Source organism: Nocardia sp. NBC_01388 (assembly GCF_045040085.1).
Classification (GTDB): domain Bacteria; phylum Actinomycetota; class Actinomycetes; order Mycobacteriales; family Mycobacteriaceae; genus Nocardia.
Genome location: NZ_CP109553.1, coordinates 6,903,981 through 6,918,655, shown reverse-complemented (window position 1 = coordinate 6,918,655; position 14,675 = coordinate 6,903,981). Strand labels below are relative to the sequence as shown.

14 protein-coding genes and 1 pseudogene are annotated in these 14,675 nt (G+C 67.7%); 8 read left to right on the top strand and 7 right to left on the bottom strand.

The annotated features are described in order from the left end of the window. Positions 1-61: 61 nt before the first annotated feature. Entirely contained in the window at positions 62-496 is a 435-nt protein-coding gene (locus OG716_RS33095) for a DUF3151 domain-containing protein (protein ID WP_355130663.1), read from the bottom strand. Between the two features lie 2,346 nt (positions 497-2,842). Between OG716_RS33095 and OG716_RS33090 the strand changes: the two genes are divergently transcribed. Both OG716_RS33090 and OG716_RS33085 read left to right on the top strand, forming a co-directional pair. Beyond that, complete coding sequence (locus OG716_RS33090) at positions 2,843-3,328, top strand: hypothetical protein (protein WP_405134343.1); 486 nt, start codon at positions 2,843-2,845, stop codon at positions 3,326-3,328. Between the two features lie 243 nt (positions 3,329-3,571). Next, positions 3,572-4,648 (top strand): fused (3R)-hydroxyacyl-ACP dehydratase subunits HadA/HadB, encoded by a 1,077-nt coding sequence (locus OG716_RS33085; protein WP_405134342.1) that lies wholly within the window; start codon positions 3,572-3,574, stop codon positions 4,646-4,648. A gap of 229 nt (positions 4,649-4,877) precedes the next feature. On the opposite strand, the gene OG716_RS33080 is transcribed toward OG716_RS33085, so the two are convergent. After that, complete coding sequence (locus OG716_RS33080) at positions 4,878-6,344, bottom strand: DUF4185 domain-containing protein (RefSeq protein ID WP_405134341.1); 1,467 nt, start codon at positions 6,342-6,344, stop codon at positions 4,878-4,880. A 177-nt stretch (positions 6,345-6,521) separates the two neighbouring features. Between OG716_RS33080 and OG716_RS33075 the strand changes: the two genes are divergently transcribed. After that, complete coding sequence (locus OG716_RS33075; protein ID WP_405134340.1) at positions 6,522-6,800, top strand: hypothetical protein; 279 nt, start codon at positions 6,522-6,524, stop codon at positions 6,798-6,800. Between the two features lie 7 nt (positions 6,801-6,807). Here the strand turns inward: OG716_RS33075 and OG716_RS33070 are convergent, their stop codons facing one another. Further along, complete coding sequence (locus OG716_RS33070; protein ID WP_405134339.1) at positions 6,808-7,926, bottom strand: BTAD domain-containing putative transcriptional regulator; 1,119 nt, start codon at positions 7,924-7,926, stop codon at positions 6,808-6,810. 121 nt (positions 7,927-8,047) lie between these two features. After that, the gene (fbaA, locus tag OG716_RS33065; RefSeq protein WP_355130653.1) at positions 8,048-9,085 is read right to left on the bottom strand and encodes a class II fructose-bisphosphate aldolase; all 1,038 of its coding nucleotides are present in this window, start codon (positions 9,083-9,085) and stop codon (positions 8,048-8,050) included. A 174-nt stretch (positions 9,086-9,259) separates the two neighbouring features. Here fbaA and OG716_RS33060 point away from each other — a divergent pair, with 174 nt between their 5' ends. Both OG716_RS33060 and OG716_RS33055 read left to right on the top strand, forming a co-directional pair. Further along, positions 9,260-9,949, top strand: a complete 690-nt coding sequence (locus tag OG716_RS33060) for a VTT domain-containing protein (RefSeq protein WP_327146308.1) — start codon at positions 9,260-9,262, stop codon at positions 9,947-9,949. A gap of 7 nt (positions 9,950-9,956) precedes the next feature. Next, positions 9,957-10,667, top strand: coding sequence for a DedA family protein (locus OG716_RS33055; protein ID WP_355130651.1), 711 nt, complete (start codon positions 9,957-9,959; stop codon positions 10,665-10,667). 51 nt (positions 10,668-10,718) lie between these two features. Here OG716_RS33055 and OG716_RS33050 read toward each other — a convergent pair whose 3' ends face one another. The 3 genes from OG716_RS33050 to OG716_RS33040 are packed head-to-tail and all read right to left on the bottom strand — an operon-like array spanning position 10,719 to position 12,961. Further along, on the bottom strand, positions 10,719-11,861 hold the full coding sequence (locus OG716_RS33050; RefSeq protein WP_405134338.1) for a glycoside hydrolase family 76 protein: 1,143 nt from the start codon (positions 11,859-11,861) through the stop codon (positions 10,719-10,721). A 45-nt stretch (positions 11,862-11,906) separates the two neighbouring features. Beyond that, positions 11,907-12,590, bottom strand: coding sequence for an RNA methyltransferase (locus tag OG716_RS33045; RefSeq protein ID WP_355130647.1), 684 nt, complete (start codon positions 12,588-12,590; stop codon positions 11,907-11,909). Positions 12,591-12,634: 44 nt separating this feature from the next. Next, positions 12,635-12,961 (bottom strand): DUF4190 domain-containing protein, encoded by a 327-nt coding sequence (locus tag OG716_RS33040; protein WP_355130645.1) that lies wholly within the window; start codon positions 12,959-12,961, stop codon positions 12,635-12,637. Between the two features lie 64 nt (positions 12,962-13,025). Here OG716_RS33040 and OG716_RS33035 point away from each other — a divergent pair, with 64 nt between their 5' ends. The 3 genes and pseudogenes from OG716_RS33035 (at position 13,026) to OG716_RS33025 (ending at position 14,668) form a co-directional block, all read left to right on the top strand. Next, complete coding sequence (locus OG716_RS33035) at positions 13,026-13,592, top strand: histidine kinase dimerization/phosphoacceptor domain-containing protein (RefSeq protein ID WP_405134337.1); 567 nt, start codon at positions 13,026-13,028, stop codon at positions 13,590-13,592. Further along, positions 13,505-13,846: a sensor histidine kinase gene (locus tag OG716_RS33030; protein WP_405134336.1), complete on the top strand. Its 342-nt coding sequence runs from the start codon at positions 13,505-13,507 to the stop codon at positions 13,844-13,846. Before OG716_RS33035 ends, OG716_RS33030 begins: the two co-directional genes overlap by 88 nt. Before the next feature lie 193 nt (positions 13,847-14,039). Next, a pseudogene (locus OG716_RS33025) lies at positions 14,040-14,668 on the top strand (LuxR C-terminal-related transcriptional regulator). The last annotated feature ends 7 nt before the right edge of the window (positions 14,669-14,675 follow it).

Sequence of the window (14,675 nt, the reverse complement as noted above, 5' to 3'; positions counted from 1 at the left end):
GCGTGCCACACCGCTGTCCTTGGCGGCGTCGAAGGTGGTGCCCAGGCCACTGGTCAAAGTGTCAGTCGAGCCCGAGTTCGCCCGCGGCGCGCGGGTCGCAATCCTCGAGCAGGTCCAGGCAGCGGGCGTATTCGTCGTTCTCACCGATGGTGCGGGCGGCCTTGGCCAGCACCGCGACCGCACGCAGGAAACCCTGGTTGGGTTCGTGGCTCCACGGCACCGGGCCGAAGCCCTTCCAGCCATTGCGGCGCAACAGGTCCAGGCCGCGGTGGTAGCCGGTGCGGGCGAAGGCGTAGGCCGCCAGCGTGTCGGCGTTCACCTCGCCGGCGCCGGCGATGAGAGCGGCCTCGGCGAGGTACGCCCAGGCAATGGAGGCCGTCGGATGCGCGGCTGCGACCAGCACCGGATCCTGGTTCTCCAGCAGCGCTTCCTCCGCATCCGAGTTTTCCGGGAGGAGTACCGGTTGCGGTCCGAGCAGATCACCGAAGGACGTCATGCCGATCATTCTGCACCGACCATCGAAATGCTCAGTAGGCTGACCGTCGAATCACAGTTCCGCCGAAGCGAGGGGTAGCGCGTGTCCGACTCGAACGACGACCAGCAGCCACAGGACCCTGCCCGCCCGGCAGCCCCGGGCACGGGCGCCGAACAGGACACTCCCCAGGCGCCGGCCGGCAAGCAGCCGGCCGCTTCGTCGAACCCGGCACCGACCGCCGCCACCGAAATCATCCGCACCCGCGGCGTCGCCCCCTCCCCCCTGCCCCCGACCCCGCGGGGCAAATCCAACTTCGCCACCATCAAGTACGAACCGGCCGAAGGCCCCACCACCCGCATCCCCACCACCCCCCACGCGGGCACAACCCCGCCGAGCGGCCCGGGCCGGGGCGGCAACCCCGCCGCGCCGAGTAGTCCGGCCCCGCAAGGTGGTTCGACCCCGGGCGGCAACGCCGGGTCGGCGAGCGGTCCCACCCGGCAGGGCAGCCCCGACCCTCGGGGTGGCGCTGCCGCACAAGGTGGTTCGATTCCGCAGCGCGGCTCTGCCTCCCAGGGTGGCAACGCCGGGTCGGCGAGTAGCCCGGCGTTGCAGGGCGGCCCCGGCTCACAGGCTGATTCCGCGCGGCAAGGTAGCGGACCATCGCAGAGCGGCTTTGCCGCACAAGGTAGTTCGATCCCCCAGCGCGGCGCGACCCCGCAGGGTGGCAACGCAGGGTCGGCAAGCGGTCCCGCCCAGCAGGGCGGCCCCGGCTCACAGGGTGGCCCCGCAGCACAGGGTGATCCCGCGCGGCAGGACGGCGGTCCTTCGCAGAGTGGCTTTGCCGCACAGCGTGGCTCGGTTCCGCAGGGTGGCAACCCGGCGTCGGCGAGTGGTCCCACGTCGCAGGGCGGCCCGAGCTCGCAGGCTGATTCCGCACGGCAGGGTGGCCCGGCTTCGCGGAGTGACTCTGCCGCACAAGGTGGTTCGGCTTCGCAGGGCGGCTCGGCGGCGCAGCGGAGCAACCCCGCATCGGTAAATGGTCCGACGGCGCAGGGCGGCCAGGCTTCGCAGGGCGGCGGGCAGCAGGGGGCTTCGCAGGTTTTCGGGGCGCGGCAGGTTGGGCGGTCGACTCCGCCGGCGGGGCCGGGGAATCCGCCTCCGTCTGCGGATGTCACTACGCAGTTCAAAGTTGTTCAACGGCAGGATGCGCCGGCCGGATCGGCGCGCGGTGCGGGTGGGCAGGCGAATAGTGCCGCCGGACGGGCGGATAGCGCTGGCGTGGCCGGGAAGTCGGCGGCTGCGGCGGCGGGCGCGGCGGCTGGAGCAGCTGGGCGGGGTCCTTCGGATGCGCCCGGTGATGACCGAAAGCAAGCTGCGGGCGGTCAGTCCGATACCGCGGCCACCGGTTCCGGGGGGAATGCCGGTGATGGGCAGGGTGGCTCGCGTGGCGATGTCGCCGGCGCTGGGACGCAGGGCGGGCGTGATTCCAGCCAGGCGGGTGGCGCGGCGGGCGAGGTAGCTCAACCGGCTGCGGCGGCGCAGGGCGGTGCGTCAGGAGCGGGCGGGACCGGTGATGGTGCGCCGGGGTCCGGCGATGCGAAGGGCACGGGGCCGGACGGGGCTGCCGGCTCGGATGGCACGGGCGGGAATGCCGGGGGCGGTGCGGATTCGGGGGCGGCGGATTCGGAAACCGTTGCGCTGTCGAAGGTTCCGGATGGGTCCGGGGACGCCACTACACTGCTGCCGATTGTTACGGGCGAGCAGGCTACCGAGAAGATTCGGGTTTCGGGGCCGCAGGGGCGGGCGGTGAGCAAGCCGCCGGCGTCACCGCGCTTGAATGCGGGGCCGCGCAATGTCGGTCCGCGCGGGAATGCGCCGGAGCAGGTGGGTGGGGTCGAGGAGACGCGGCCTTCGCCGCCGCCGCGGCCGAATGCGCCGCGCCAACCGGCCAGTGCGCCTTCGCCTGCCGATATGCAGCCGACCATGCCCGCGCATCCGGTTCGCGGACCGCGTGCCGTTCCGCCGGGCCCGCAGCGGGTCGGGGCGGGCGCACCGCAGGGTCCGAACGGACCTCAGGGATCCGGCGGACCGCAGGGCCCCAGTGCACTGCAAGGCCCGAACGGACCTCAGGGTCCCGGCGCACCCCAAGGTCCGAACGGACCCAAGGGTGCTGGTCCAGTTCAAGGTCCGAATGGACCTCAGGGCCTCGGCGGACCTCAAAGTCCGAACGGACCTCAGAGCCCGGGTGGACCTCGAGGTCACGGTGGCGGCAAGGGCGCGCAGGGTCCCGGTGGCGGCCAGCAGGGCGCTGCGGGTGTTCAGGGGCCAGGACAGGACGCGACTCGGGTCATTGCCGCGCCGCAGCGGGTGCCTGCTGCCGGTGAAGCGGCTGAGCCCGCGGCGGCCGGTGGCGGGTCCAAGAAGCGGGTCTGGATTATCGCCGCGGCGGCCGTGGCGGTGCTCGTGGTGATCGGCGTGGTGATCGCGGTGGCGAAGGGTTCGTCCGACAATTCGCCGGACTCGCAGGTCACGGCGTCGATTTCGACGTACACGGCGGGGCTGGCGGCCGGTGATCTGGACAAGCTGCGCGGTATCACCTGCGGCACGCAGCACGACTTCTACCAGAATATTTCGGCGGATCAGTTCGCAGGGGTGTACCGAACGTCGAAGGAGCAGAAGAGCATTCCGGTGGTGAAGAGCGTGGACGCCGTCAAGATCACCGGAGATTCCGCGATCGCGCAGGCCACGGTGTACACCGAGGCGGATCCGGCAAAAACGTCATCGCGCACGTTCAACCTGCAGCACACCACCGACGGCTGGAAAGTCTGCGATCCAGCCAACACTCCACACTGATCTGCTAACGCTCCACATCGACCCGCAGATGTTCCCTGTGGGCGGGTGACGCATTCGCGCACCTGCGCGCGATGAACATCACAAACACCTGGTCAGCAGACCAACACGCCGGTAACATAGCGCGGATTGTCTGGGCCAGCCATGACGGCACGTCGGCGCATGCGCGGCTTCGGCCGTCGGCTGCGCTGACACCGATCCGCCACCGGCCCACCAGGTTTCGAACTTTGCAGGGAGCTGAACACCATGCCGGAGACGGCCGAGGCGCTAGCCGCCACCACCGCCACCGATCTGGTCGGACGGCACTTCCGCGTCCGCGATCACTATGACGTGGGCCGTGAGAAGGTCCGCGAATTCGCGCGCGCCGTACGAAATGATCACCCCGCCCATCACAGGGAAGACGACGCCCTCGCGATCGGCTACGCCGGTCTGATCGCCTCACCGACCTTCGCCTCGGTGATCGGCGCCGCCACCACCCGCGCACTGATCGGCACCGTGCTCACCGAGTACGACGTCTCGCAGTTCCTGCAGACCGATCAGACCTTCGAGTACCACCGCCCGATTCTGGCCGGTGACCTGCTGTCGGTGGATGTGGGCATCGAGCAGATCCGCTCCTACGGCGACAATGACTTCATCACCGTCAAGGTGACGCTGACCGACGCCGACGCCCTGCCGGTGCTGGTGGCGACCACCACCATCGTGGCCCGCCGCGGCGTGGAGATCGATCCGGCGAGCGCGGAGACGGTGATCGGAGTGGTCATGCACGGCCACGTCCCCGACGACTCCGGCGCCACCGATCCGGCCGGGCTCATCCTGCTCGCGCCGGAGGAGGTCACCGATTTCCGTGACCCCGCCCCGGCCCGCCCGGTGCACACCACACCCACCGCCGCGACCCTGGTGGCCGGGACCGAGCTGCCCGCCGCCAAGATGCCCGTCACCCGTGGCGATCTGGTGAACTACGCCGGAGTTTCCGGCGACCCCAACCCGATTCACTTCAGCGACGCCGCCGCCCGCCTGGTCGGCCTGCCGACCGTGGTGGCGCACGGCATGCTCACCATGGGCCTGACCGCGAGCTACCTGGTGTCCTGGCTGGGCGATCCGGCCGCCCTCTCCAAGTTCAGCGTGCGCTTCTCCGGCTTCGTCCCGGTCGAGCAGACCGCACCCACCTTCGTGGAGTTCACCGGCAAGGTGAAGTCCGTGAACGCCGAAACAGGTTCCGCCACCATCGTTCTCGGCGCCAACTCGGACGGCAAGAAGCTCTTCGGCCGAGCAATCGCCGACGTCCGACTGAGCCGCCTCCCCGAAACTTCAACGCACAGCTGAGAGCCGTTCACCGCAGGCACGCGTGCTTGCGGTCGGGTACTGAGCCGCCTCCCCGAAACTTCAACGCACAGCTGAGAGCCGTTCACCGCAGGCACGCGTGCTTGCGGTCGGGGTGCCGAAACCATTTCGGTCGTACCCGAGGAGTTACCCCGAACCTCCGAGATCAGTTGTCACGGTTGAGAAAGCGGCGGGCGCCACCTACTGCGCCGCCCGCCTGCTGCCGTTCGCCTCACTCCAGGGTGACGTGCATCAGGTAGACGTTGTAGTCGCTCCAGGTGGACATGGTGAAGTAGAGGTCTTTGCCGGTGGACCAGGGGTGGATGAAACCGCCGTAGAGTTCCGGGAATTGGAGGGCGCTGACGGTGGCGGTGCTGTCGGACCAGACGCCCTGGGGTGAATCCGATTCGCGCACAACGAGAGACGCCTTGGCGGTGTCCAGGTAGCTCATCTGCCAGACCTTGCGATCGGCGTCGTAGCGGACCGACAGTTCGCCGGCGGGTGCGTCGACAATCGGTGTGGCAGCGGCGTATCCGCCGACCGGCGTCCACTGGCCGTCGCGCCAGTACTGGTAGGCGGTGGTGTTGAGGACCTGGTCCTTGGGCACCCGGGCCAGCCCGACCGATCCGAGCCGGGTATTGGGCGTGCCGAACATGTAGACGAAATCGCCCTGCGGCACCATGGCCGCCACCTGGAAGTTGGAGACGCCGAAGATATTGTCCCACTTGGCGTGTGGGTCTTTTGTCCAGGTTTCGCCGTGATCGTCGGAGTAGGCGAGACCGCCGTAGTTGGTGTACCAGGTGCCCGGAATGCTGTTCCAGGTGCGAATGGACATATAGCTCATGTACTGCCGATCACCGATGGCGAAGCCCGAGGTCGGGATGGTGGTGATCTCGATATTGTCCATTTTGCGGCTGCTCAGCAGTTCGCTGGCGTGGCAGCGGTCGTCGGTGACCATGCGGTCGAAGACCACCCCGTCGGCGAGATTGCGATTGGTGCTGAAGGCCAGCAGATTACTGCGCCAGTCCTCACCCATACCGCCCGGCGGATGGAAGTCGCGGCCCACGGTGTCACCGAAGGCGACGGCGACTTCCCCGGGCGCGCTCTCCCACATGATGCCGAGGTCGGTGCCCTGCACCTGCCAGCGCTTATCGGTGCGATTGACCGAATCGGCTCCGGTCAGCTTGGCGACCTCGTGCACGTCCGACACCTGCGGCGCGGGCCGGGCCGGGGACTGCGCCGCGGCCTCGATGCTCGGGAACACCGGATCGGGGCCTGGCGGCACCGCGGGCGGATTCGGGTCGGGGAAGGCGAAATTGAACGGCTGCGGATGAATGATGAGCCGCGGAATCCCCAGCTGCTCAGCCGGACCGGGCGGCGGCACCGGCTGATCGGTGAGATCCGGGCACGGATTGATGCACGGATCCGTGGGCAGCTCCATTTTGACCCGCTTGGTGCTCTCCACCGCGGGCCCGGGATCCACCGTGACCACCGGATACGAGACCGGCACCTCCACGGTTTTGGGCACCAGCGATTCATGCGCTGGTTTCGGGTCGGTGTGGCACGCCCCGATACCGGGAATCGTCGCTACCGCACCGGGTTCCGCCGGAGCGGCCACGGCGATCGACGGGTTCGCGGACACCAGCACACCAGCCCCGAACACCACCGCTCCCACCGCGGCCAGCAGCCGCTCGGCCATGCACACAACCTCTCGCCAATTCGGGCCCACCGGACACATCCGGCCGCAGACCCTACCCGCCGCCCCCGGCGAACGACCGGCACTCGCCCAAGATCGATCGAATCGATATCCAGCGGATCGCCGCGCGGATAAATACGAACCGAAACCAACTGGGCAGCAGCGTAATACAGTGGGGTCGTGTACGTGGAGGACGTAACCCTGACCGGGCCGATCAGCGTGGAACTGGCCGAGGAACTCGCTCAGCTCACCAGCTGCCATACCTCGCACATCATTCTGACCTGCAAAGAACGCCGGCTGTTCGTCGGCATGCTGCCGCTGTGCCTCGACGATCTGGAGCTATGCGCGGGCGACACCATCACCGTCACCGTGAGCGGCGGCTACCGGCCACCCGATATGGAAGATCGGCAGGCGCTGCGGGAAACGGTGGATCTGCTGGCCAAAGCCGGGGCCGCCTGACCGCCCGTCAGCGCGTGGCTTGAAAGATGAAGACAGTAGCGCCGATCCGGATGGCGTCACCGTCGGCGAGCACCGCGGCACTCTCGATGGCCGCCTCGTTGATGTACACCCCGTTCGCCGAATGCAGATCCTTGATGAGCAATCCGGCCCGGCTGGGCGTGATGTGCGCGTGGTACCGGCTGGCCTTGGGATCGTCCAGCACCAGATCATTGTCGGTCATCCGGCCGATCTTCATACCGCCCACCGCAATGGGCAGCACCCGGCCCTCCGCGGTGAGCAACTGGCCCGCCCGCACCGCCCGCGGCATTTCGGTGACCGTCTCGGTCATGGCCTTGGCCAACCGCTCGACCTCGGCGATCTGCCCGGTCAGCAAGGGTTCCTGCCGCAGCACCTGCTGTTCCAGCGCCACCAGCGCCGGACCCGGATCGATGCCGAGCTCATCGGAGAGCACACCGCGCACCCGCCGGCAGGCCTCCAGTGCGTCGGCCTGCCGGCCCGATAGGTACAGCGCCGTGATCAGCTGCGCCCACAGCGGTTCCCGCAGCGGATGCGCATTGGTCATGGACACCAGCTCGCCGACCACCGATGAGGCTCGCCCACAGGCAATTTCGGCATCGACCCGGGCGGAAGCGACCAGCAGCCGCTCCTCATCCATTGCGGTGGCGAAACTTTCGGCGAAGGACAGCCCCGGCAGATCGTCCAGCGCGCGCCCGGTCCACTCGGCCAGGGCCGCCGCGTACAGCCGCGCCGCGCCCTCGTGATCGCCCGCATTGGCGGCCTCGGTACCGGACCGGCGAATGCTCTCGAAACGCCCGATATCGCAATCCTCATCGGGGATTTCGAGCCGGTACCCGGAAGATTCGGTGCGCAGCACGGCGGCCGGATCGATGCCCGCATTGCGGAGCGTCTTCCGGATATTCGAGACGAACACCTGCAGGCTGGCCTGATAGGAGTCCGGCGGTTCGTCGTTCCAGACGATATCGGCCAGGGCCTGCGAGGACACCGCCCGCCGCCGGTTCACCGTCAATGCCGCCAGCAGTGCGCGCGGCTTCGGGCCGCCGACCAGTACCGGCCGGCCGCCGACCAGCACTTGCACAGGTCCGAGGACCCGCACATCGAGAATCATTGCGCTGCACCTCGTATTACAAGCGAGCCGCCGCGGCGGCCGGTTCGGCCGGAGACCGAACGGCTACCGCGGCACGCTCTGCTCACCTGGCCGGAGTTTTCTCCGGCCTCGGGTTTCAACCTTACTTGGCGCTGATGGAGCGACCGGCCGACTTCAGGTCGTTGGCGGCCTCGAAAACGCGTGCGGCCATAGAGGACTCCGCCTTTTTGAGGTAGCTGCGCGGGTCGTAGACCTTCTTGTTGCCGACCTCACCGTCGATCTTCAGCACGCCGTCGTAGTTGGCGAACATATGCCCGGCCAGCGGGCGGGTGAAGGCGTACTGGGTGTCGGTGTCGACGTTCATCTTCACCACGCCGTAGCGCAGCGAATCCTCGATCTCCGACTTCAGCGAGCCGCTGCCGCCGTGGAAGACGAAGTCGAACGGCTGCGCGTCGGGGCCCAGACCCAGCTTGGCGGCCGCGACCCGCTGGCCCTCGGCCAGCACCTCGGGCTTGAGCACCACATTGCCGGGCTTGTACACACCGTGCACATTGCCGAAGGTGGCGGCGAGCAGGTACTTGCCGTTCTCGCCGGCGCCGAGCGCGTCGATGGTCTTCTGGAAATCCTCGGGGGAGGTGTAGAGCTTCTCGTTGATCTCGGCCTCTACGCCGTCCTCTTCACCGCCGACGACGCCGATCTCGACCTCGAGAATGATGTTGGCCGCGTGGCACTGCTTGAGCAGCTCCTTCGCGATCTCCAGGTTCTCGTCGATCGGAATCGCCGAACCGTCCCACATGTGCGACTGGAACAGCGGGTTCTGCCCGGCCTTCACACGCTCGGCCGAAATGGCAAGCAGCGGGCGGACGAAGGTGTCCAGCTTGTCCTTCGGGCAGTGGTCGGTGTGCAGCGCGATGGTGATGTCGTACTCAGCCGCGATCACATGCGCGAACTCGGCGAGCGCGACCGCGCCGGTCACCATGCTCTTCACACCCAGGCCGGAACCGAATTCGGCGCCGCCGGTGGAGAACTGGATGATGCCGTCACTGCCCGCGTCGGCGAAACCCTTGATCGCGGCATTGATCGTCTCGGACGAGGTGCAGTTGATCGCGGGGAACGCGAAGGAGTTCTCCTTGGCCCGAGCAATCATCTCGGCGTAGATCTCCGGAGTCGCGATGGGCACAATGACCTCCGTAGTGGTGTGCTGTGTACAACAAATTCTGTCAGGCGACACCCTAGGGCAGTCGTGTTTCGCCATAAGCGGTGCCCTGGAAGCGAACCACCTGAGAGCACGCTGTGCGACATTCTGTGGCAGACCGCATTCACCGGTAGGGTGGTCGCCGTGACCTTGCTGGCCTTGTCAGATGCCGTGACGACCAACGCCGCCCTGCCCGCGATTCTCGATCCCATGCATCTCCTAACGGATACCTGGATGAAGCACGCGGTGCTCCCGGCGATCTTGGTGATTGTTTTCATCGAGACAGGGCTGCTGTTCCCGATCCTGCCGGGCGACTCGCTGTTGTTCACTGGCGGTCTGCTGTCCGCGCAGTCGAATCCGCCGGTCAATTTCTGGGTGCTGCTGTTCTCGGTCATCGTGATCGCGTTTCTCGGCGACCAGTCCGGTTACTGGATAGGCAGGGCCATCGGCCCCGCGCTGTTCCAGAAGGAGGACAGTCGCTTCTTCAAGAAGCGGTATGTCACCGAGACCCACGAATTCTTCGAGAAGCACGGGCCGAAGACCATCATCCTGGCCCGCTTCGTGCCCATCGTGCGCACGTTCATGCCGGTGCTGGCCGGTGTCTCGAAGATGGAGTACCGCAAGTTCGTCACCTTCGACATCGTCGGCGCGATCCTCTGGGGTGGCGGCGTCACCGTGCTCGGCTACTTCCTGGGCAATGTCGAATTCATCCGTAAGAACGTTGAGGCCATCTTCCTGCTCATCGTGCTCGTCTCGATCCTGCCGGGCATCGTCACCGTGGTGAAGAACCTGCGCAATCGTGGCGCGGCGCCGGAGCTGGCCGCCACGTCGAACGAGCCGACGCACTGAGCCATCGGTGTCGACCACCCCACTAACCCTCGCGCTCAGCGGCTTCGGACCGCTCGAGACGGCCGGGCCGGTGCTGGTGTGGACTGTCGTCCTCACCTTCGTTTTCCTGGAGTGCGCGTTCATCATCGGGCTGTTCCTGCCCGGGGATTCGATGCTCATCACCGCCGGTGTCGTGCTGGCCTCGCAGGCCAGCGGCCAATTGCACATCTGGGCGCTGGCGGGCGGAACCATGATCGCCGCGGTCGCGGGCAATCAGGTCGGCTATGTGGTCGGACAGCGCACCGGGCATCACCTGGTGGCGCGCAAGAACGGCAAATACATCAATACCCGGAATCTCGGGCGGGTGGCCGAACTACTGCACCGGCACGGGTTCCTGGCCGTGCTGGTGGCGCGCTGGATTCCGTGGGTGCGCACGCTGTGCCCCATGGTCGCCGGGGCCGCGGAGATGGATCACCGCAAGTACACCATCGCCTCCACCATCGGCGCGATCATCTGGGCGCCGGTGCTGCTACTGGTCGGCTACTACGCCGGCAGCTTCCTGGAGCAGGTGTCCTGGCTGATGCCCGCCGTGATCGGGACGCTCGTGGTGGGCTTGATTCTGGGCACCCTGGTCGGCGTACGCCAGTACCGGGCCGAAATGTCACGGCCGGTCGAGGATTTCGACCTCGACAGCGAATGCGAAACCGTGCCGCCCGAGGTGCGGCGGAAGAATATCTGACGTTCCGCTGTTGATCCCGGCCGAAGGCATGCCGGGATGACGGGGTTCGAGTCAGAGTCCGGCAGCCGAGACGGTGTGCGCCGCCTCCATGAGCTTCCAGCCCGAAAGCTGAACGGACAGATCGCGTTCGGGGGTGCGCGAGGCGGAGACCGATCCCCCTTCGAAGCGCCCCGCACCCGATACCGCGGGTAGTCGGGCGGGTAATCGCCAGTCCGGGCCGAAGAGCGGATCGCCCTCCACCTCCAGGCGGTTCTCCCAGGCGGCCGTCGCGGAATCGCGCACTATGGCAGCCGCGGTGCGGCGCGCGTTGACCTGCGCGCTGTCCTCACCGGGCAGCATCACCGCCATGAGCGCCAGGTAGCGCACGAGAATGCCGTTGAACAGGCCGCCGTCCCCGCCACCGCCGCCGATGACCACACCGCCGCCGACCATATGCTCCTCGATCGCGGCGAGCAGGCGCACGGCCCGCTCGACATGCCGGGGCTCCCCGGTGTGCACGGCGAGTTCGGTTTCCAGGCCCAGCACCACGCCCTGGCAGTAGCTGTAGACGGGATGTTCGACCTCACCGGACGGCAGATGGACGCCGTCGAAGATGAGACCGGTTTCCTTGTCGCGCAGGGTGTTGTCGAGCCAGTCGGAGATCTCCTGGGCGCGGGCGTAGCGGCCGAGCCGGGCCATCGCAATACCGACCGGACCGTTCGCGGGGGCATTGAAGAAATCGGAGTTCTTGCGCCACGGCACCGCGCCGAACTCCGGCTCGAACCCGTTGTACAGCTCCTTGTCCAGCGCGATCAGCGCACCCCGGACCTCGGTGACCTGCTGGGTGCGCTCGGCACGCTCCAAAGAGATTGTCAGCCAGGCCATATCGTCGTAGTAGTTATTGGTCCAGCCGGAGAGATTGCGCATCCGCATACCGCGGGCGATCGACCAGATCCGGCGCTGCCGCACCGGTGTCGGCGCCCGATTCGCCGCATCCACCGCGCAGTCCACCAGATGCGCCTGCCACCAGTAGTGCCAGTTCGCGAAGCCGCGTTCGCGTTTGGTCGCGGGCCACCCCACCACCCCGAGCGCCGTTCCCGGCACCGCCCACAGCGTTCTCAGATGCCGCGAAACGATCGCCGACTCGGCCAGATCGGCACGCTCCGACCAGAGCGCAGCGGTCGGCTCGATATTGCGCCCGGTCCGCGAAGTCATAGGACAAATAGTGCCAGCCGCACGCCCGGTTTCGTGGCTGATTTGTTACCAGGCGTGTGACAGATCCGCATGCTCTCTGATCCAGGCATGCATGGCGATGCCCGCGGCCACACCCGCATTGATGCTCCGGGTGGAGCCGAACTGGGCGATCGACACGGTCAGGACGGCGGCGTCACGCGCGGCATCGGTGACGCCCGGGCCCTCCTGGCCGAAGAGCAGCAGGCAATCGCGAGGCAGCCGAGCGGTTTCCAGCGGGACCGAACCGGGAACATTGTCGACCGCGACCACGGTCAGGCCCTCGGCCGCGGCGAACTTCAGCAGTTCGGCGGTATCGGCGTGATGGTGGATGTGCTGGTAGCGGTCGGTGACCATGGCGCCGCGGCGGTTCCAGCGCTTGCGGCCGACAATGTGCACGGCGGCCGCGCCGAAGGCATTGGCGGTGCGCACGACCGTGCCGATATTCGCATCGTGACCGAAGTTCTCGATGGCCACGTGGAAGGGATGCCGGCGGCTGTCGATATCGGCGATGATGGCCTCGCGGGCCCAATAGCGGTAGGCGTCCACCACATTGCGGCGGTCGCCGTGTGCGAGCAATTCCGGGTCCAGGCGCGGATCGTCCGGCGGTTCGGTGCCGTACTCCTCGCGCCACGGCCCGACCCCGTGCGGATGCTCACCCCATTCGGTCGGACCGGGGGCGAGCGATTCGTCGGCAGTCGGGCTGGAACTCACCTGCGTCATCGTAATGACAGGTCAGGGCGCACCGACCCGGCCGGTCAGTGGCTGTTGATGATGGCGAACAGAATGATCCCGCCGTAGACCAGGATCGCCAGGCCGAGGATCACGGTCGCGACGATCCCGCAGATCATTCCGGCCAGCAGATTGCCGCTCCCACCCAGCATGCCGCCCGAAAGCTGCACCTCCCGGCGGGCCTTGGCGCCCATCACCCACGCGACCGGGCCGAGCAGCATGGGGACCAGGCACAGGAACCCGCCGACCAGGCTGATGATCCCGAGCACCATGACCGTCGTCGCCTGCGGATGGTCCGGCGGCCGGATGGGGTAACCGGGATAACCCTGGTAGCCGTAAGGCGGATAGCTCACAGCACCATGGTATTTCGCCCTATCCCGGAACGACGATTCATGCCGGAGCGCGACAAATCGCACGATGGTCGTGCTGGCCACACCCCGTATCGACGGGTCTGCTCGCTCGTGCTCGGTACCGTCTGCCAGCCACGATGAGATACGAGCGAAACGGCAGCCGTCCACACTATCGTGCTCGATATGCTGCACCGGTTGCTGGGGCAGTGGCTGCTCACGCCCACCGCCCGCGACCGCCGGCTGGTCGAACTGCAGGAGAGTCGACGATTCCGCGGTCGACGATTCCGCCGCCACCCTGCGCCGGTTGGAACGCGATCTGCACGACGGCACCCAGGCGCGACTGGTCAGCATTGCCATGATGCTCGGCCGCGCCGAGGAGCGGCTGACCACCGGCGGCGACGCCGGTGAACTCATCGCCCAGGCCCGCACCGGTTCCAAGGAGGCGCTGACCGAACTGCGCGAACTGGTGCGCGGCATCCACCGCCCGCACTGGATCTGGGACTGGAGGCCGCCCTGGAAACCCTGGCCGCCCGGTGCGCGATACCGGTGGAACTGCGGGTGCTGCTGCGCCCCAGCCCCGCCATCAAGGCCATCGCCTACTTCTGGGTGGCCGAACTGCTCACCAATGTGGTGAAACACGCTGGCGCGAAACGCATCTGGGTGGCGGTCCGGCCCACCGGCACGGACGCCCTGATGGTGAGCGTGCGCGACAACGGCCAGGGCGGTGCGCTGCAACCGGCGATCGGCGACGGCGAAACCGCTGTCGCGGGCGGGCTTTCGGGCCTGGCCGCCCGCGCCCGATCCGTCGACGGCACCCCGACGGTGGACAGCCCGAGCGGCGGCCCCACGGTCGTGACGCTGGTCCTGCCCCTGGCGGGCCCGCAGTGACAGCGACCGCACACGGCAGGGCGTTCGCTGCTCCTCTGGGAATGCCGGCCACTCGGCCGGCGTCAATGGAACGAGCGGACTGCCGCGCCGAGGCGATAGCCCGGCAGCGCGTTCGGGTCGCGGATGGCGCCCAACGTCCGAGTGCGGCATGAACGGCACCCCGAGCGGCGGCGGAAGCGGCGGGCCCGCGCGGCTGCGGGTGGTGATCGCCGAGGACAATGGGATTCTGCGCGATGGGCTGACCGCGCTGCTCACCGAGCGTGGTCAGGCGGTGGGTGATGCGGACGGGCTGGCGGCGGCCGTGGGTGAGCACCGTCCCGATGTGGCGGTGGTGGATGTGCGCATGCCGCCGAGCTTCACCGACGAGGGTTGCTGGCGGCCCTCGCGCTGCGCCGCGGTCATCCCGAGATCGGGGTGCTGGTCTTCTCGCAGTGGATCGAAACCCGCTATGCCACCGAACTTCTCGCCTCCGGAGCGGGCGGGGTGGGCTATCTGCTCAAGGATCGGGTGGCCGATATCGGTGATTTCGTGGATGCCCTGCAGCAGGTCGCGACCGGCGGCACCGCACTCGATCCGGAGGTGGTGAGCCGGCTGATGGGTGCGGCCCGGCAACAGGATTCGCTGGCCAGGCTCACACCGCGCGAGCGGGAGGTGCTGGAGCTGATGGCGCAGGGCCTGTCCAATTCCGCGCTGGCGCAGGCGCTCACGGTGACCGAACGAGCGGTGGAGAAGCACATGGGCAATATCTTCACCAAACTGGAGTTGCCGCCGTCGGATCTGCATCACCGGCGGGTGCTGGCGGTTCTGCGATTGAAGGGTTGAAACGTCG